At 52.1% G+C, this 18,258-nt stretch carries 12 protein-coding genes; 8 read left to right on the plus strand and 4 right to left on the minus strand.

Features of this window, described 5'->3' with window-relative positions; all coding sequences use genetic code 11:
* Positions 1–55 precede the first annotated feature (55 nt).
* From H8L32_RS11310 to rsmA, 4 genes are all read left to right on the plus strand, one after another.
* Positions 56–2,326, plus strand: coding sequence for an LPS-assembly protein LptD (locus tag H8L32_RS11310; protein ID WP_186947345.1), 2,271 nt, complete (start codon positions 56–58; stop codon positions 2,324–2,326).
* 153 nt (positions 2,327–2,479) lie between these two features.
* Positions 2,480–3,877 (plus strand): peptidylprolyl isomerase, encoded by a 1,398-nt coding sequence (locus tag H8L32_RS11315; protein WP_230412165.1) that lies wholly within the window; start codon positions 2,480–2,482, stop codon positions 3,875–3,877.
* Positions 3,877–4,911 carry a 4-hydroxythreonine-4-phosphate dehydrogenase PdxA gene (gene pdxA, locus H8L32_RS11320; RefSeq protein WP_186947346.1) on the plus strand — a complete coding sequence of 345 codons (1,035 nt, stop codon included), beginning with the start codon at positions 3,877–3,879 and terminating at the stop codon, positions 4,909–4,911. The genes H8L32_RS11315 and pdxA overlap by 1 nt, the downstream gene beginning before the upstream one ends.
* A 55-nt stretch (positions 4,912–4,966) precedes the next feature.
* The gene (gene rsmA / locus H8L32_RS11325; RefSeq protein ID WP_186947347.1) at positions 4,967–5,743 is read left to right on the plus strand and encodes a 16S rRNA (adenine(1518)-N(6)/adenine(1519)-N(6))-dimethyltransferase RsmA; all 777 of its coding nucleotides are present in this window, start codon (positions 4,967–4,969) and stop codon (positions 5,741–5,743) included.
* Positions 5,744–5,793: 50 nt separating this feature from the next.
* On the opposite strand, the gene H8L32_RS11330 is transcribed toward rsmA, so the two are convergent.
* Complete coding sequence (locus H8L32_RS11330) at positions 5,794–6,231, minus strand: response regulator (protein ID WP_222619325.1); 438 nt, start codon at positions 6,229–6,231, stop codon at positions 5,794–5,796.
* A gap of 488 nt (positions 6,232–6,719) precedes the next feature.
* On the opposite strand from H8L32_RS11330, the gene pgi reads away from it, so the two are divergent.
* Positions 6,720–8,366 (plus strand): glucose-6-phosphate isomerase, encoded by a 1,647-nt coding sequence (gene pgi / locus H8L32_RS11335; protein ID WP_186947348.1) that lies wholly within the window; start codon positions 6,720–6,722, stop codon positions 8,364–8,366.
* A 332-nt stretch (positions 8,367–8,698) separates the two neighbouring features.
* On the opposite strand, the gene H8L32_RS11340 is transcribed toward pgi, so the two are convergent.
* Both H8L32_RS11340 and H8L32_RS11345 read right to left on the minus strand, forming a co-directional pair.
* A complete protein-coding gene (locus H8L32_RS11340; protein ID WP_186947349.1) occupies positions 8,699–9,118 on the minus strand; it encodes a VOC family protein in 420 nt (139 codons plus the stop codon).
* Positions 9,119–9,222: 104 nt separating this feature from the next.
* Positions 9,223–11,598: a GspE/PulE family protein gene (locus tag H8L32_RS11345; protein ID WP_186947350.1), complete on the minus strand. Its 2,376-nt coding sequence runs from the start codon at positions 11,596–11,598 to the stop codon at positions 9,223–9,225.
* Positions 11,599–12,076: 478 nt separating this feature from the next.
* On the opposite strand from H8L32_RS11345, the gene H8L32_RS11350 reads away from it, so the two are divergent.
* The 3 genes from H8L32_RS11350 to H8L32_RS11360 all read left to right on the plus strand — a co-directional run bounded on the left by H8L32_RS11350 (position 12,077) and on the right by H8L32_RS11360 (position 16,887).
* Positions 12,077–12,841, plus strand: a complete 765-nt coding sequence (locus H8L32_RS11350; RefSeq protein WP_186947351.1) for a 3',5'-cyclic-nucleotide phosphodiesterase — start codon at positions 12,077–12,079, stop codon at positions 12,839–12,841.
* Positions 12,842–12,943: 102 nt separating this feature from the next.
* The gene (locus H8L32_RS11355) at positions 12,944–14,584 is read left to right on the plus strand and encodes a GAF and HD-GYP domain-containing protein (protein ID WP_186947352.1); all 1,641 of its coding nucleotides are present in this window, start codon (positions 12,944–12,946) and stop codon (positions 14,582–14,584) included.
* A 38-nt stretch (positions 14,585–14,622) separates the two neighbouring features.
* Positions 14,623–16,887: a CHASE2 domain-containing protein gene (locus H8L32_RS11360; protein WP_186947353.1), complete on the plus strand. Its 2,265-nt coding sequence runs from the start codon at positions 14,623–14,625 to the stop codon at positions 16,885–16,887.
* Between the two features lie 12 nt (positions 16,888–16,899).
* Here H8L32_RS11360 and H8L32_RS11365 read toward each other — a convergent pair whose 3' ends face one another.
* Positions 16,900–18,195 carry a benzoate/H(+) symporter BenE family transporter gene (locus tag H8L32_RS11365; RefSeq protein WP_186947354.1) on the minus strand — a complete coding sequence of 432 codons (1,296 nt, stop codon included), beginning with the start codon at positions 18,193–18,195 and terminating at the stop codon, positions 16,900–16,902.
* Positions 18,196–18,258 lie beyond the last annotated feature (63 nt).

An 18,258-nucleotide genomic window follows, 5' to 3' on the forward strand; every position in this document is an offset into this window, starting at 1 on the left:
GTCTGTATGACATCGACCAGCATACTTGGCAAAACGCTTATTGACCACTGAATTCATGCGCAGGAAACCCGTATTATCTCATTCACCGCTGTTGTTTCCTACTATCCCGGCGATTCTGGTGTCGGTTCTTGTGCCTGCCTATTTTTCCCAGGCGATGGCACAGACCCAGACTTCAGGCATCACTGCCGAGGCTCAGGTACAAAATCAGCTGGAAGAAAAATCGCAGAAAGAGAAACTGCAGCTTGCTAAAGCAAAACAGGACGATAAAAACGCGCCTGTGACGATACGCGCAGAAGCCTTCAATGGCCGGCCGGAACGTTTTATCAAGTTTGAACGCGATGTCGAAATCATCAAAGGCGGCACCAAGCTCAATTCGGATGAGGCCATGTACAGCAACCTCGACGATGAGGTGGATGCATCCGGCAATGTGCGCATGAATCGCTATGGCGACTGCTACAGCGGCGACAGCATGCGCCTGCAACTTGATTCAGGCGCCGGATTCGTCAGCAATCCTATCTACAGGCTCTTGCGCAATAATGCCCAGGGCCACGCCAAGCGCATTGATTTTCAGGATGAAGAACGCTCTATTATCACCAGCGGTACGTATAGTACCTGTGAAGGCCTGAACCCTGACTGGTACCTGCAATCCGATACGCTGAACTTGGATACTGGCCTTGACCGTGGTGTAGCGGGCAAATCGGTGGTGTATTTTCTTGGCATGCCTATCCTGGCGACGCCTTCGCTGACTTTCCCTTTGTCGGGAGCGCGCCATTCTGGTTTCCTGCCACCTGTCATGGGGGCGTCATCCAAGGGCGGGCCAGAGCTGACGGTACCGTACTACTTCAATATCGCGCCCAACCGTGATTTGACGGTCTACCCCAAAATGATCGCCAGACGCGGTCTGCAACTGGGGCTGGAGGGGCGCTATCTGGGGGAAACCTATTCTGGTGAAACCAGTGTTGAAGGTTTGCTCAATGACCGCGTGACTGGTACCAACCGTTATGCGGTGGCGTCTGTGCATCAGCAAAAATTGCTGCCGCAGCTGGATTTTTCGTGGAATATCAATACCGCGTCAGATGACAATTATCCTACCGATTTTTCCCGCACTATTACGAAAACTGCCCAGCGCCTGTTGTTGCGTGAAGCTAATCTGACGTATTACGGCTCATTCTGGAACCTGGCACTCAGAACCTCGAACTATCAGGTCTTGCAGGATCTGGCAGCGCCGATTGACCGGCCTTATGACCGTTTGCCACAGTTGCAACTGCATGCAGAGCAACATGACGTAGGTGGCCTGGACTGGTCCATGGATGCCATTCTGACGCGCTTCTGGCATCCGACCATGGTGCGTGGTGACCGCATGGTGATCAACCCCAGTGTGTCTTTGCCACTGGTGCAGGCGGGTGCTTTCATTATCCCGAAAATTTCTTTCCACGCCACCAATTACCATCTGGTGAATCCGGCCCCGGGGCAGGAATCTGATTTCCATCGGGCCGTACCGACTTTTTCTGTCGATAGCGGCCTGGTGTTTGAACGCAAAACCCGGATGTTTGATACCGACCTGACGCAGACGCTGGAACCGCGCCTGTTCTATGTGAACACGCCTTACCGCGACCAGTCGAACATGCCGAATTTTGACAGCGCGGTTGCCGATTTTAACTTTGCCCAGATTTTCAGTGAAAACCGCTTCACCGGCCAGGACCGGATAGGTGATTCCAACCAGATCACGGCGGCCCTGATTTCGCGTTTTATTGAAGGTAATGGAGATGAAAGTCTGAAACTGGCCATAGGCCAGCGCTTTTATTTCAATACCCAGAAAGTCACGCTGGACAATACCGTCAGCCCGAGTCGTTCCGACCTGTTGCTGGCAGCCATAGGCAAATTATCATCGACTCTGAGTGGCGAGATGGCCTTGCAACTGAGCCAGACTGACCGCCAGTCGGTGCGTTCCAACTACGGTATTCGCTGGCAGCCTTCACCTAAAAAAGTATTGAATCTGGCTTACCGTTATCAGCGCAACACGCTGGAACAGGTGGATGTGTCGGCACAATGGCCAATGGCAGACCGCTGGTATATGGTGGGCCGCAGCAATTATTCCATGATGGACAAACGCATGGTGGATGGTTTGCTGGGCTTTGAATACAAGGCAGACTGCTGGTCTTTGCGTTTCCTTGCGCAACGTTTTGCCACGAACAGTGTCAATAACACGTCGGGCTTCTCGATTCAGCTGGAATTGAATGGCCTCGCCCGTCTGGGCTTCGGTGGCAATCCAATTGATGCCTTGAGGAAAAATATTTCGGGTTATCAGCCGATCAACGAACGGTAGATATTTTTTGCTGTAATAACAATTGTAGTAGCCGTCACCGGCGATTGAATGGCCTGCGCTGTTTATGAAACGGGTGCTAACGTGTATATTGCAACTTTTGCCCGGTGTCGATGCTCAGACACGTGACCAGGCGTAACAGGATTTTGGATCGATATGCGACATTTATTGCAAATGAAACAATGTAAATTTCTCTCAGTATTCGCGGTTTCTGTTGGCCTGCTTGCCAGTCCGGCAGCGTGGTCACAAGTTAAAATCAATCCACTGCTCACACCTGCACCTGTCGTCAAGCCCAAGCCAGCGCAGACCAACGGCAAGTCGCAAGTCATCAATACCATCGTGGTGGTGGTGAATGATGAAGTGATTACCCGCCAGGAATTGAATGAACGCCTGCTGGCCGTAGAAGCCAACCTGAAAAAGCAGGGCACACCCCTGCCAGACCGCGCTGATCTGCAAAAGCAATTGCTTGAACGCATGATTGTTAACCGCGCTCAAATGCAGCTGGCAAAAGAAAACGGCATGCGTGTTGATGATGTGATGCTGGACCGCACCATGTTGCGTCTGGCGGAACAAAACAAGATGTCCATGAACGAGTTCCGAAACCAGATCGAACGCGAAGGTACGTCTTACGCCAAGTTCCGTGAAGAAATGCGTGACGATATCCTGATGCAGCGTATCCGTGACCGCGAAGTTGACAGCAAGATCCAGGTATCTGAAACCGAGATCGACAACTACCTGGCTGCAGAAGCCAATTCCAAGGCTGGCAAGCAGGAATTGAATCTGGCGCACATCCTGGTCAGCATTCCGGAAAACGCCTCGTCTGAACAAATTGCCCAGCGTCGCAAGCGCGCTGAAGAAGTGCTGGGTAAATTGCGTGGCGGTGCAGACTTTGCCAAGCTTGCGGTGACTTATTCCGACAGTTCCGAAGCGCTTAAAGGTGGCGACATCGGCTGGCGTGAACAAGACCGTTTGCCACAATTGTTTGTTGATGCCATCAGCAAAGTCAAAGTGGGCGAAGTATCCGATATCGTGCGTAGCCCGAATGGTTTCCATATTGTCAAAGTCAATGGCAAGCGTGCCATGAATGACAGCAAGGCAGCAGCAGTTGAACAACAGACCCGTGCCCGCCATATTCTGCTGAAGGTCAGCCAGATCGTGACCGAGGCCGAGGCGCGCCAGAAACTGATGGAATTCAAAAGAAAGATAGAAGCCAAAGAGGCGACTTTTGAAGACCTGGCCAAGGCCAACTCCGTCGACGGTTCTGCCTCCAAAGGCGGCGATCTGGGCTGGATTTATCCAGGTGTCACCGTGCCTGAATTTGAACAGGTCATGGATAAGCTGTCCATCAACCAGATCAGTGACCCGGTCACGACACAGTTTGGTGTACACATCATCCAGGTACTGGAACGGAAAACTGATGAATTGTCGAAAGACCGTCAGCGTATTGCTGCCCGTCAGGCCGTACGTGAACGCAAGGCCGATGAAGCCTTGCAGGACTGGCTGCGCGAAATCCGTGACCGTGCTTACGTGGATTATCGCCTGGAAGACAAATAATGCCGCAGCCCAGTTTGCCGGTGATCGCGGTGACCGTAGGGGAACCAGCCGGCATCGGGCCTGAAATATCCATCGCCGCAGCCTGGCAGTTGCGGCATGAAGTAAGACCGGTCCTGATAGGCGACGCTGCCTATCTGGCCATGCTGGCAGCGGATATCAATCCTGACATCAATCTCATGGGTGTGTCTTTGCAGGCACTACGCAATCAGGGTTTGCCCGCCTGTGGCACAGACCGAATGACAGTGATTGATTGCCCCCTGAATGCCCATGTGATTGCCGGCCATCTGGATGCCCGCAATGGCCGTTCTGTCTTGCAAACCCTGGATGTGGCAATTGAAAGTGTGCAGCAGGGCTGGTGTGACGCCATCGTCACGGCCCCGCTGCAAAAAAGCACCATCAATGATGCTGGCGTTGCTTTCAGCGGGCATACCGAGTATTTCGCCGAAAAAACCAATACCAGTCGTGTCGTCATGATGCTGGCGAGTGAAGCCAATGCTCACTTGCCGCAGCCTTTACGGGTTGCCCTGGCGACCACGCATTTACCCTTGCGGCAGGTGGCAGATGCGATCCAGTTTGATGATTTGTTGCGCACGCTGGAAATTATCCATGCTGACCTGCGCGACAAGTTTGGTATCGCGGCACCCCGCATACTGGTGGCCGGGCTGAACCCGCATGCAGGTGAAAACGGTTATCTGGGCCGGGAAGAGATTGACGTCATCACGCCCGTCATCAGACAGGCACAGCAAGCCGGTATGCAAGTCAGTGGCCCGTATCCGGCGGATACCCTGTTCCAGCAAAAATACCTGGAACAGGCCGACTGCGTACTGGCCATGTATCACGATCAGGGTTTGCCGGTACTGAAACACGCAAGCTTTGGACTGGGGGGGAATATCACCCTGGGCTTGCCGCTGATACGTACTTCGGTGGATCACGGTACCGCGCTTGACCTGGCAGCACAGGGTGTCGGTCATGCCGATATCGGTAGTATGATAGTCGCCATACGTGTTGCGGCCAGCATGGCAAAAACGCATTGACATTTTGTTGTGGCAACTGGCTGGAGCAAACATGTTCCAGCTTCAAAGAAATAATATGAAACATATCCCACGTAAACGTTTTGGTCAGAATTTTTTGACTGACGATCTGGTATTGAGCCAGATCATTCGCGCCATACACCCGCAGCCGGGTCAGACCATGGTCGAAATCGGCCCTGGCCTGGCGGCCATGACACGTCTGTTGCTGGCAGATCTGGATCACCTGCACGTGGTGGAGTTGGACCGTGACCTGGTGGCGCGCCTGAAAAAGAATTTTCCCGCAGAAAAACTGACGGTGCACGAGGGCGATGCCCTGGCATTTGATTTTTCTGGCATCAGTGTGCCAGCAGGACAGAAGCTGCGCGTGGTGGGCAATTTACCGTATAACATTTCCAGCCCGCTATTGTTTCATCTGGCTGAATTTGCCCATCTGGTGGAAGACCAGCATTTCATGCTGCAAAAAGAAGTGGTGGAACGCATGGTGGCTGAGCCAGGTAGCAAGACCTATGGCCGCCTGTCTGTGATGTTGCAGGTACGCTACCACATGGAATTGATGTTTATCGTGCCGCCAGAAGCCTTTGATCCGCCGCCGCGGGTTGAATCTGCCATCGTGCGCATGATACCCAAGCCGGGTGCCTTCCCCTGCGACATCAAAAAGCTCGAAGAAGTCGTCACCAAGGCGTTTTCCCAAAGGCGTAAGGTAGTACGCAATTGCGTCGCCGGTTTGCTGACAGAAGCCGATCTGCTCGCATGTGGGGTCGATCCGCAGGGCCGTCCAGAGACCTTGTCACTGGAAGCCTATGTCGCCATGGCGAATCTGCTCAGCGCACGCTAACAACCCTGTCCGGCATGGTGTTTGTTTGCGCCATGCTCACCTGATACAGCTTAAAACCCCGACTGTCTCCAGCTTTTGCGGCGGTCTATCAAGTACTTCAGTGGTCGGTATGACTTCGTCAGCAGGCTGTTCATATTCTGCAACACGGTGGCGGGATTGAAAGGCTTGACGATGAAACCGCTGGCTCCGCCCTTGATGGCCTTGACCACGGTTTCCTTCTTGTTGCTGCCGGTGACCATCAATACCACGGTTTCAGGTGAGATTCTCTTGATGTGATCCAGTATATCCAGCCCGTCGATGTCGGGCATCATCACGTCCAGGCACACCACTTCGGGGATGGTTTTCCCCATCCACTCAAGGGCGGTGACGCCATTGTTGGCTTCTCCAATGACATTGAATTGTTCGCTTTCGAGGATGTGACGCAGCATTGAACGGCTGATGTCATTGTCATCCACAATCAAGATACCGATATCCTGTTTACTCAGCATGATCATCCTTTTTGTCAGGCTAGGGCGTGTTGACATATCTTTTGGGTAAGCAAATGGGTTTGAAACCTTGTCTGGCTAGGCGTGCGGAGCGCTGCTTGGTAATCCAAGTGAGCGACGCACAACAACGCCAGGCGAGGTTTCGGACCCATTCCCTCCGGGTTTCACCTAGGCGGCCCCCGCGGTATGGCGGGGGCCGCCTAGGTGAAATGCTTTGCCTAAAAGATATGTCAACACGCCCTAATCTTGTTGATGTTCTTGCCCTATGTTATTTTGGTCACAGAGGTGCAGCGATGTAACATAGGTTAACACAGCCTGATGTTGATTTTAACAATAATTGGCTTCGCTGCATGCATAATTGTTCTGGACTGTGCTGGTGCTGTCACAGCACTGGCATCGTCCAGATCAGGCTTGATTTAAGCTTAGTTTGAGCTTAGTTTGAGCTCAGTTTGAGCTTAGTTACGGCTCACCCTTACCAGCCCAGGAAGAATATGAATATCACCCACACGCCCGAATGGCAGGCATTGCTGGCGCATCAACAGCGACTGGAAAAAAAGCATCTGCGTGAATTGTTTGCCGCCGATGCGCACAGGTTTGGCCATTTTTCGGCTGAGCTGGATGGCTTGCTGGTGGATTATTCCAAGCAGCGTATAGACCAGCCGGCTCTCGACAGCCTGATGGCACTGGCGCGCCTGTCAAATCTGGAAAGCTGGCGCGACCGCATGTTTGCCGGTGAGAAAATCAATATCAGTGAAGACCGGGCCGTGTTGCATACCGCCTTGCGTCACACCGATTTCACTCCTTTCCCGAATGCTGAACATGATGTCATGCCGCAGGTCCGGGCTGTACGCAAGCAGATGCGTGATATCGTCGAACGGGTGCGCAGCGGCCTGTGGCGCGGTTTTAAAGGTGACGCCATACAGAATATCGTCAACATAGGCATTGGTGGTTCAGATCTTGGACCCAAGCTGGCCACCCGTGCGCTATCGGCCATGCAGCATCCTGGACTGACTTTTTATTATGTTTCTAATCTGGACAGTGCGCATATCGCCCCCTTACTGGAAAAACTTGATCCGCGCACGACCCTGTTCATCGTCGCCTCCAAAACCTTCACCACGCAGGAAACCAGCATCAATGCCCAGACCGCACGTACCTGGCTGATGGCGGCAGCGATGGAAGAATGGGCGGTAGCCAAACATTTCATCGCCGTCACATCCAGCCCCGACAAGGCGCATGAATTTGGCATTCCTGACAGTAATATCCTGCAAATCTGGGATTGGGTCGGGGGGCGCTATTCGCTGTGGTCTGCTGTTGGCCTGTCGGTGGCGCTGGCTATCGGCATGAGTGGTTTCGAGCGCATGCTTGCCGGTGCCGAAACCATGGACAAGCACTTCCGCCAGGCACCGCTGGAAAAAAATCTGCCTGTGCTGCTGGCCCTGATTTCGATCTGGAATACCAATTTCCTGGGGGCAGAGACGACAGCCATCCTGCCGTATAACGAATCGATTCGCCATTTGCCCGCCTTTTTACAGCAACTGGAAATGGAATCCAATGGCAAGACCGTCAGCCGTGATGGCGAAGCCCTGACCTGCCGCGCCAACCCCATCGTCTGGGGTGAGATCGGCGTCAATGGCCAGCATGCCTTCTTCCAGTTATTGCATCAGGGCGGCTGGCTGATACCATGCGATTTTGTGGTGGCTGCTTCCAGCGATTACCCCTTGCCGGGTCACCAGGCACCCTTGCTGGCAAATTGCCTGGCCCAGAGTGCAGCACTGGCATTTGGCAAGACGGAAGCGCAGGCAAAGGAAGAGCTGTCACAGGCGGGCCTCAGCGATGATCATATCGCCAAGCTCTTGCCGCACAAGGTATTTGCTGGCAACCAGCCATCCACCACCATCCTGATGCCCAGCCTGGACCCTTTCCAGTTAGGCATGTTACTGGCTCTGTATGAACACAAGGTCTTCGTGCAGGGCGTGATCTGGGGAATCAATTCTTTTGACCAGTGGGGTGTGGAACTGGGCAAGCAACTGGCCAATAAGCTGTTGCCGGCGATTCTGGGGAATCAGGAATATGATTCCAATCTTGATACCTCCACCAGTGGTTTGATTGCTTATTTCCGCCGGCATGGACATGTGTAGGTGTATATTCGAGGACAGGTATGGATAGATTGCAAGAAAAGGTTAAAACTCCTCGAAAGTCTGTTTGCAATGTTGACGCACAGCATCTCAGTTGATATAAGGAAACATCATTATTTCAATTCAGGATGTGCCTATGTGGACCGGTATTTTGAGTATCGTTTCTATTGTTGTCGTTGTCACTATGGTGGGTCTGATTCGCGCGATGAACAAGGAAGCACGTCGCCCGGATTACAAGAATTGAATTTTTGACTGGTGAAGAATTAAAAAAACGCAGACCACGGTCTGCGTTTTTCATTGGTGGAGTTCACCACTGGTATCACGGCATCAATGTATTACCAGTTGCCTGTATTCGGCATTGATGCCCATGGTTCAGCCGGGGCCAGTGCTTCACCGGCCTGTAACAGTTCTATCGAGATATTGTCCGGTGAACGGACAAAGGCCATGTGACCATCGCGTGGTGGACGGTTGATCACAACGCCATGGTCCATCAGGCGCTGGCAAGCCTGGTAGATGTCATCCACATGGTAAGCCAGGTGGCCGAAGTTGCGGCCGCCGGTGTATTCTTCCGGATCCCAGTTATAGGTCAGTTCCACCTGGGCGTCATGGTCGCCTGGCGCTGCCAGGTACACAAGGGTAAAACGGCCTTTCGGATATTCTTTTTGATGCACCAGTTCCAGTCCCAGTGCATCGCGGTAAAACCGCATGGAGGCGTCGAGGTCGGTAACACGGACCATGGTGTGCAGGTATTTCATGTGTGCTTTCTGAAAATAAGGATGGCTGTGAGGCTGTCACCGCAGCTGCTTCGTGAGCTATGACTGCGGTCTCAGATTCAAAATTGTAGCGTATTCTCAAGAAACTATTTGATGCACACTATCCTGACCTGCTTCATGTCGGTCAGCCCGGACAAGACTTTTTCTATGCCATCCATTTTCAGGGTCAGCATGCCATCTGCCAGTGCCGCTGTCAGCAATTCTGAAACCCGGGCATGATCCTGTATCAGCTTTTTGACGATGTCATTTGCCACCATTAATTCATGCAGACCCAGTCGGCCTTTATAGCCATTGGAGCAATGCTCGCAACCGACTGCCTTGTACAGCGTGAACTTGCCTTGTTTGTCGCCATACAGTGACTGCCAGGTAGTGAATACTTTTTTCTTGGCTTCCAGCGCATTTTTGGTAAAGGCTTCGGTATTGAGCAGTTCCACGCAGTATTCGTCGAGCAGGTCTTTCATTTCTTCCTTGCCCGGGTGGTAAGCCACTTTGCATTTGCCGCACAGACGCTTGGTCAACCTTTGCGCCAGGATACCCAGCAGGGCATCGGCAAAGTTGAACGGGTCCATGCCCATGTCCAGCAGGCGCACGATGGATTCCGGTGCACTGTTGGTATGCAGGGTTGCCAGCACCATATGGCCTGTCAGCGAGGCTTCCAGACCGATGGCGACGGTTTCCTTGTCGCGCATTTCACCCACCATGATGATGTCAGGATCAGCCCGCAGGAAGGCCCGCATGACAGTGGCGAAATCCATGCCGGCCTTGCGGTTGACCTGCACCTGGCGCAAGCCTTTCTGGGTAATTTCTACCGGGTCTTCTGCCGTCCAGATTTTGGTTTCTGGCGTATTCAGGTGGCTTAATACCGAATGCAGGGTGGTTGTCTTGCCCGAGCCTGTTGGGCCGCAGACAAAGAACAGGCCATAGGGTTTGCTGACCACCTGTTTCAGACGTTCAAGGTTGTACGGCAGGATACCCAGTTTATCCAGCGGAATAGGTTCGCCAGCGGCCAGGATACGCATGACCACGTCTTCCATGCCACCAGACGAGGGTATGGTCGCCACCCGCAATTCGATATCGTAGGGGCCATACTTCTTGAACTTGATCTTACCATCCTGTGGCTTGCGGCGTTCAGAGATATCCAGATCACACATGATCTTGATGCGTGCCAGCAGCGAATTGCGATAGCTGGCAGGTATTTCAATATACGGCGACAGTGAACCATCCTTGCGGAAGCGGATCAGGGTTTTTTCTTTGCCCGGACGAGGTTCGATATGGATGTCGGATGCACCTTGCTGATAAGCATCGATGATGATCTTGTTGATCAGTTTGACCAGTTCATTCTCGACTGCAGCCGAAATTTCCACAGCGGATTGACCACCACCGTGTTCTTCGTCTTCATCTTCCATGCCCGACAGCAGGTCATCGACCGAGCCGGTATCGGCCACGCCACCAAAGAACTGGTCTATGGTCTGGCGAAATTCTTTTTTGGTCGTGACCTTGTAATTGATCTTCGAGGTGGCAAACACATGATTCACCACGTGGGTGGTGTTGATATGCTCGGGATCAATTGCCAGCACGGTCAGGCCATTCTGGTCTTCCATGACGGGCAACCAGGAATTCTGTTCCACATACTGGCGCTTGAGCCGCTTGACCAGGTCGACCGGTACCAGGCGTTCGGGTTTGAAAGGTTCATACGGCACATTGAAATATTTTGCCAGCGCCTGGCCCAGACTGGAAACGGGGATATCAAACTCGTCGGTCAGCACATCTTCCAGATCCTGCAGGTTCCTGCGGGCTGAGCTGACTGCCAGCTCCAGCTCTTGCGCCGAAATAATCGCCTCGGATACCAGGAAATCAAATTTGGTGCGTGGTGTGTTGGTCGGCAAAGCCTTGCTTTTTTGCGAAAACGCAACAGCCAGAGTTTCGCACAGGGCCTGCACGCCTTCTGCCGCAATATCGGTAAAGGCATTGCCAAAGCGATGGTTGATGAACTGCACTACGCCCAGCAATTCATTGCTTTGCGCATCAACTATCGGTGCCACCAGCATTTGCTTGGTGCGGTAGCCAGTGCGCTGGTCAACTGCACGCTGGAACTTCAGCGTCGGCGAATGCGAGCGCAATTCGTTTTCATCATACACATCACGCAGGCTGATCATGGTGCGGGTGAGGGCAACATGGCCGGCAATACTTTGTTCAGAAATCGACAGGCGCAGGTCCTTGAAGGAATTCAGGCCGGTCTTGATTTTGGAAATCAGCGTGGTTTTGTCTTGTGCCACCACATAAATGGTCAGGCGGTCACAGTCAAAGAGGTCGCAGATATCCTGGGACACATCCAGCATGATCTGGTCAAGCGCATCTGCACCGTGAATTTTATTGGTTAGTGTCTGTAATTTTTTAAAGAACAGCAGGCGATGATCCACGCCTTCTTTGGATGCATGTGCGATGTTGCCGGTAACCGCCATTCTTTTTCCTTGATTAGTCTAATTGCTCAGCTAAATTATGAGGCAGGCAGGGCTTGTCTGATCAATAATTGCACCACTGATCCGCTGCTGTTGTTTGTTGCTGTGCTGCCCGATTGCCAGTTTGTACAAAAATGTATCATGGAAGTGCATGTATGACCAGAATGCAAGAGATTTCCTCCAGCGCTGGCGACATAAATTAACTGTTATTGGTTCTTGCTGGCGCTTATTTGCAATTTACAGGGCAGCTTTTTCTGGAATTTCCTCGAATTTTCTCAAATATAGACCTATTCCCTGTTTCTTGTTGTTATAGCATGACGAAAAAGGCGGCAAGTCCGTGGTTTGACTGCCACTAAATTTCGTTGCCCTCAAAGAAAGTGTTAAGCTAGGCTGTCGTGGCTTGCCTGAACTGGAATGATTTTTCTCTTGAGGCTGTCCGCTGTAAATAGGGTAGTTTTAATTCACTGCCAAAACAATATTTATGAAATTAAAAATTCTTGGCTGCGCGGGCGGTATCGGCGGAAAAGAGCCAAATACAACCAGTATGCTGGTCGATGACGACGTGCTGGTCGACGCCGGCACCGGTCTGGCCAGTCTGAGCGTAGAGCAACTGGTTGCCATTGACCATGTGTTTATCAGCCACTGCCATCTCGATCACGTAGCTGGTCTGGCCTTGTTGATGGATGCCGTGTTTGGTAAAAGAAGCGCACCAGTTACCGTACATGCTACGCCAGAGGTCGTGCAGGCATTGAAAACCCACATCTTCAACTGGGTGATCTGGCCTGATTTTGCCAGTTTGCCCAATGCAGAACAGCCATCCATGCGATTTGAAGAAATGCCGGCTGGCAGCACGCTGACCCTGGGTGACAGAAGCATCCGTTCACATCCGGTCAACCATACACCGGGTTCGGTAGGGTATTGGATCAAAAACCGTGACGCCGGCTTTCTGTTCACTGGCGACATGGCGACCACCCCGGATTTATGGGCCGCCATGAAAAATGAAACAGGCTTGCGCAAGGTGATCGTGGATTGTTCCTTCCCGGATGCCGAAGCCGAACTGGCGCACATATCCCGGCATTTTTGTCCGGGTGCATTATTGCAGGATATTCAGGACATGCCGGAGGAAGTGGATTTTTTGATCTACCACCTCAAGCCCGCGCAGGAAACACAGATCATGTCCGAACTGGAAGCGACACGCCCAGGCAAATTTACCGCATTGCGAGCAGGCGACAGTTTTCAATTTTGACGCTACTGGTCAGTCGGTAGCCGTTGGCAGTTTTTGAAACAGTTTTTGAAACAATTTTTAAAACAGTTTTTGTAGCAGTTCCTTGATTTGGAGAAAGTGATTATGACTGCATTAAGCAGTGACGAGATTGCAAAGCGCCTGGAAAAACTCACAGAGTTAAGTCTGGAGCTGAGCAATAATCACGACATACCATTATTGCTTGAAAACATATTGCGGTCGGCGAAAAGTATGACCTATGCCGACGGTGGTACCCTGTATCGCACCAGCAAGGACAAGAAAAGCCTGTGCTTCAATATCTCGTTGAATGACAAACTCAACATGTATCAGGGTGGTGTCAAAGGGCAGGCGGTGGATATCCCGAATATTCCCCTGATCGATGACAACGGCATCAAAAACCTGAATGCCGTGGCAGCCTATGCAGCCAACTACAAACTGTCGGTGAATATCCAGGACGTGTACACCGTTGGCGTGTTCAATTTTTCGGGTACCCGCAATTTTGACCAGCAATTCAATTACCACACTAAATCCCTGCTGACCGTGCCCATGCACGATCACGAGGGCGAACTGATCGGTGTACTGCAACTGATCAATGCGACTGATCCTGAGACCGGTGAACCATGTACCTTCACTGAAACCGATCAGCGCTTTATAGAAGCCCTGGCATCCCAGGCAGCGATTGCCCTGACCACCCAGCAACTTATTTCGCAACTGGAAAACCTGTTCGTATCGCTGGTGCACCTGATCAATATCGGCATTGATGAAAAGTCGCCACACACTGGCAGGCATTGCCAGCATGTGCCCGAACTGACCATGATGCTGGCCAGTGCCGTGCATGAAACCAGGGCTGGTCCGCTGGCGCACTTTGTCATGACAGACAAGGACCGCAAGGAATTATGGATGGCTGGCATTCTGCATGATTGCGGCAAGATTTCCACCCCGGTTCATGTGGTTGAAAAATCGACCAAGCTGGAAACCATTTTTGACCGCATACACCTGCTTGATACCCGTTTTGAAGTCTTGAAGCGCGACGCCGAAATCCGGGTCTTGAAAAGCAAATGCTCGCTCTACCAGGCGGATGTCAAAAATGAAGTTTTGGCGGCGGAACTGGACCATGATTTGCAGACAGAACTGACCAGGATAGAAGATGCACGCCAGTTCCTGAAGAAACTGAACATGGGATCAGAAAGAACCAGTCAGGAAGACCTGGACAGAATCGCTGAAATTGCCAACTGGCCATGGACCGCCCCTGATGGCACCAGCAGCACCTTTCTGAGTACGGATGAAATGGAAAACCTGTCTGTGCGCGCCGGTACCCTGAATGCGGCAGAACGGGCCATCATCAATAACCACATCATCACCACCATCAAGATGCTGGAAGCCCTGCCCTGGCCCAAACATTTGCAGAACGTGCCTGAATACGCAGGCGGGCATCATGAACGCATGGACGGCAAAGGTTACCCGCGTGGCCTGCGTGGCGAGCAGATGTCAGTACAGGCCAAGATCATGGCGATTGCCGACATCTTTGAAGCACTGACCGCCAAGGACAGACCCTACAAAGACGGCAAGACCCTGACCGAATCCCTGCGCATACTAGGCAGCTTCGCGCTGAACGGCCATATTGATCCCGATCTGTTTGACATCTTCGTTCGCAAGAAAGTCTATCTGACCTATGCCGAAAAATTTATGGATAAGGCGCAGATAGATAACGTGGATGAGAGCGGGATACCAGGTTATAAACCCTGAGGGTTGATGACGTAGATGGTTTTTGATGGGGAGGCGGCTTGCTAAAAAATATCAGAAAACAGGTGCCCTGGATAATCGGTCTGGTTGTGACCGTGTTGGTTGCCTTGCAGGCCAATGCTATTTTCCCGGTAAGACTGGTCAACCTGATCGATTTTTTTGCTTATGACGTCAGGATGCGCCTGGAAGTCCCGCAGCTCAATAAAGATATCATCATCGTCAACATCGACGAAAAAAGCCTGACAGAGGTAGGCCAATGGCCTTGGAAGCGTTCGGTTGTGGCGGATCTGATCAAAAGATTGACGGATGATTACCATGTGCGCGCCGTGGGCGTCGACGTTGTTTTTCCTGAGCCAGATGGCAGCTCTGGTTTCCAGATACTGGAGGGATTGGCGAAGAAAGAGTTAAAAGACGATAAGGGCTTTGCCGAACAGGTGGCAAATCTGAAACATCAACTCGATTTTGATGACCGCCTGACTAAAGCATTTGAAAGTCGCCCCGTCGTGCTTGGCTATTTTTTTTCAGATGATAAAAAAGCTGTTAGCAAGGGGGCTTTGCCCAAACCTGCCTTGTTGCAAGCAGAGTTGGGTGGCCGTGATGTTGAATCGGCAGAATATTTCAGTTTTATCGCCAATATGCAGCAGCTTCAGGATGCTGCCATAGCGGGTGGTTTCTTGACCCCAACACCAGATTCTGATGGAGTCATACGCAGCATACCTCTGCTGGCAAAATATAAATCAAATTATTATGAAGCCTTATCGCTGGCCACTGCCAGGGTGGCGCTGAATGCGACCAGACTGAAACCAAAATTTTCCAAAGATGCCGAGAGCTTGCAGGCAGATGCCAGCAAGGATGATGAAATTGAAGCTATCGTACTGAATTCATCACCACGCAAGACGATTCCTCTGGAACCCTTGTTGAGAAGTCTGATTCAATACAAAGGCAAGGGCGGCCCGGATGGCGGGCGATTCACCTACATATCGGCAACTGACGTTTTAAAAAAACAGCTACCTGAAGCTGTTCTCGCAGATAAAATTATACTGATTGGTACTACGGCAGTAGGGCTCAAGGATTTGCGCACGGCCCCAGTTGGTATTGATTACCCAGGTGTTGAAATGCATGCCAATGTGATTGCTTCGATACTGGATAATGATTTCAAGGTCAGACCCAGTGATAGTCGCAGCATAGAATTGATACAGGTCATTTTGCTGGGCATTGTCCTGACGTTTGCACTCATACGCCTTAAGCCAGTATCGGCAATTTTGTTCACGCTGTCATGTCTGCTGGCAGCCATCGGTTTTAATTATTGGATGTATCAAAGTTTTGATAAGGTGCTGCCGCTGGCAACGCCGTTACTGTTGATATTTTTACTTTTCCTCTTTGTGTTTGGCTGGAATTATGTGGTTGAATCACGCCGCTTGCGTGGTGTGGTCAGGCGTTTTGGTGAATATGTGGCACCTGAACTGGTAGCCGTGATGGCTGATGAACCTGACAGCTATACCATGGAAGGCGAAAGTCGTGAGCTGACTGTCATGTTTTCAGACGTGAGGGGGTTCACTTCTATCTCTGAAACCCTGAGTGCAGTTGACCTGCGTGAATACATCAACATTTATCTGACTGCGATGTCTGAAGAAATTCGGGGTAACCGGGGTACGCTTGACAAATATATAGGTGATGCCGTGATGGCCTTCTGGGGTGCGCCGGTAAGACTTACCGATCATGCCAGACGATCGGTAGAAAGCGCGTTGAAAATGCAGGTGACAGCACGACGCCTGAGTGAGGAATTTGTCCAGCGTGGCTGGCCAGCCCTGAAAATAGGTATAGGCCTGAACACTGGTGAAGTGCGCGTGGGCGACATGGGTTCCAAAATTCGTCTGGCTTATACCGTGATGGGGGATGCCGTCAATTTGTCGTCCAGACTGGAAGGCGTGACCAAGCTATACGGCGTGGGTATTATCGTCGGTGAGGCGACAAAAAATGCTGCGCCGGAATTTGCGTATAGAGAACTTGACCGAGTCAGGGTTAAGGGCAAGACACAGCCCATTTCCATTTTTGAACCCGTCGTGGAATTGGTCAATCTGGATGCAGGTATGGCGGCAATACTTGACCTGTGGCATCGCGCCCTGAACAGTTTTCGTACCCAGCAATGGCATGAGGCAGAGGTGCTGTTCAAAGACTATCTGCAAACCCATGCAGCCGATGTCGCAGCCCAGGTTTTCCTGGAACGTATTGCGTATTATCGTGACAATCCGCCACCTGCCGACTGGGATGGCGTTGCCACCTTTGCCAGCAAGTTCAGCGAATAATTGCATGCACTTTTATTGAGTGGCATGTGATGCTGTCTTTACCCGCAGCAGGTAATAACTGAGTACGCCCAGCGCAATGCCCCAGCAGGCTGATCCCAGACCCAGCAGGCTGATATTCGAGGCAGTGACGATAAAGGTGATCAGTGCAGCCTCACGTTCCGAGTTTTCCTGCATGGCATTTACCAGACCATTCTGTATCGCGCCCAGTAAAGCCAGGCCGGCCACCGTGGTCACCAATGCATGCGGCAGATGCAGGAACAGCGTGGTCAGCGAACCGGCAAAGCTGCCTATCAACAAATAGAACACCCCGCAGGCAAGGCCGGCTACCCAGCGTTTTTCTGGTTGATGATGCGCCTCTGGCCCCGTGCAGATAGCCGCAGTAATCGCCGCCAGGTTAACCCCATGTGCGCCGAATGGTGCCAGCAACAGACTGGCCAGACCAGTGCCGCTGACCAGTTTACTACTGGGTGCGCGTTCATAACCCGCAGCACGCAGGACCGCAACGCCGGGTACCTGCTGGCCGGTCAAGCACAGCAGTGCCAGCGGCAGGCCCAGGCTGAGCAGGGCACTGACAGAAAATTCCGGTGTAGTCCAGACTGGCAAGGTCAGACCGGCCTGCCAGGTGATGGCTGCTGAATTGGCGGCTGTATTGGCTGCATCACCCCAGCCCAGCACGCTCCATAGCAGTACCCCGGTCAGCAGGGTCAGTACGATGGCATAGCGGGCAGAACGTTTTTTGTAAAACAGATAGGCAATGAACATCAGGCCCACCAGATACGGCGCACCATGGGCTTCACTGCGGGCGCTGGCAAACACATCGACACCAAAGCGCATCAGTATGCCGGCCAGCATGGCGGCACACAGGCTTTTCGGGATGTGCGCCATCAGCTTTTCAAAAATCCCGGTGGCACCGATGAGGAAGATAATGGCCGCTGCAAACAGATACGCAGCAATCGCCTGATTGTAGGGCAGTGTCGCCAGCGCTGTCACCAGCAGGGCAGCACCAGGTGTATTCCAGGCACAGATGACCGGGATTTTATAGCGCCAGCTCATCCATGCACCAGACAGGCCAGAACCGATAGAGACTGCCCAGAGCCATGAACTGGTTTGGGCAGAAGTCAAATGGGCAGCCTGTGCTGCCTGTAACATCAACAGCATGGGACCCGCGTAAGAGATCAATACGGCAATCAGGCCAGCCAGCACGGCGGGGAACAGATCAACCGCCCTATGAGCAATACCCGGCTTGACATTGCTGGCAGTAGAGAGAAGGGAGCTGGTGGCAGGGGATGATGTGTGGGATGTAGTCATGTGCTTAGTCTAGTGCAGCAGCGACTGTTATTTGCTTACAGTGCCAGACTGATTTATGCTGTA

The sequence above is a fragment of the Undibacterium hunanense genome (assembly GCF_014284335.1).
Lineage (GTDB): Bacteria > Pseudomonadota > Gammaproteobacteria > Burkholderiales > Burkholderiaceae_D > Undibacterium > Undibacterium hunanense.